This is a genomic window from Methyloterricola oryzae (assembly GCF_000934725.1).
GTDB lineage: Bacteria > Pseudomonadota > Gammaproteobacteria > Methylococcales > Methylococcaceae > Methyloterricola > Methyloterricola oryzae.
The window spans coordinates 1-1,075 of sequence record NZ_JYNS01000072.1; the positions used below are offsets into that span (position 1 = coordinate 1).

Below are 1,075 nucleotides of genomic sequence, written 5' to 3' on the forward strand. Positions count from 1 at the left end.
TTCCAGATCGCCGCGCGCTGGTCGTACATCGATTTTGACAACGGCGTGTTCGAGAACATCGGCAGCGCGTCCAGCCCCAAGTACGCCTTCGCCGACCCGCGCAGCTCGGTGTCTGCGGCCACCACCTGGGCCCTGGGCGCCAACTGGTGGCTCAACCCCAACGTCAAGCTGATGGCCGACTACTCCCAGACCAGCTACGACGGCGGCGCCGGCTTCACCACCGCCAGCGGCAAGCTGGGCACCGGCGTGCGCGACCTGGAGACCGAGAAAGTGTTCTCCACCCGGGTCCAGCTGGCCTTTTGATCCGACTCACAAACCCTTGAGACAAGCCTATGAACACCTACACCCTCAAAGACATCCTGCGAACGCTCTATGCCGCCGTTCTGTTCGGGCTGGGGATTTCCCTGCTGCACGGCGAACTGGCCCAGGCGGCCACCTTGCTCAATGTCTCCTATGACCCCACGCGCGAGTTCTACCAGGAATACAACAGCTTGTTTGCCAAGCATTGGAAGGAAAAGACCGGCGAAAGCGTCGAGATACAGCAGTCCCATGGCGGCAGCGGCAAGCAGGCGCGGGCGGTGATCGACGGCCTGGATGCCGACGTGGTGACCCTGGCCCTGGCCTATGACGTGGACCAGCTCTACCAGAAGGGCAAGCTCATCCCCGAGAACTGGCAGACCCGCTTACCCCACAACAGCGCGCCCTACACCTCCACCATGGTGTTCCTGGTGCGTCAGGGCAACCCCCTGCACATCAAGGACTGGGACGATCTGGTCAAGCCCGGCGTCGCCATCGTCACGCCCAACCCCAAGACCTCCGGCGGCGCCCGCTGGAACTACCTGGCGGCCTGGGGCTATGCCCTGAAGAAGCTGGGAAGCGAGGATGCCGCCAAGGACTTCGTCAAGAAGCTGTACAAGAACACCGCGGTGCTGGACACCGGCGCCCGCGGTTCCACCGTCTCCTTCGCCGAGCGCGAGATCGGCGACGTGCTGATTACCTGGGAGAACGAGGCCTACCTGACCCTCAAGGAATACGGCAGCGACAAGTACGAAGTCGTGGTGCCCTCGGTGAGCAT

At 63.3% G+C, this 1,075-nt stretch carries 2 protein-coding genes; both read left to right on the forward strand.

The annotated features are described in order from the left end of the window. Positions 1-303: porin (locus EK23_RS21315; protein ID WP_045227415.1), on the forward strand; the 303-nt coding region annotated here is incomplete at its 5' end. A 29-nt stretch (positions 304-332) separates the two neighbouring features. Then, on the forward strand, positions 333-1,075 hold a 743-nt coding region (locus EK23_RS21320; protein WP_045227416.1), incomplete at its 3' end, for a sulfate ABC transporter substrate-binding protein.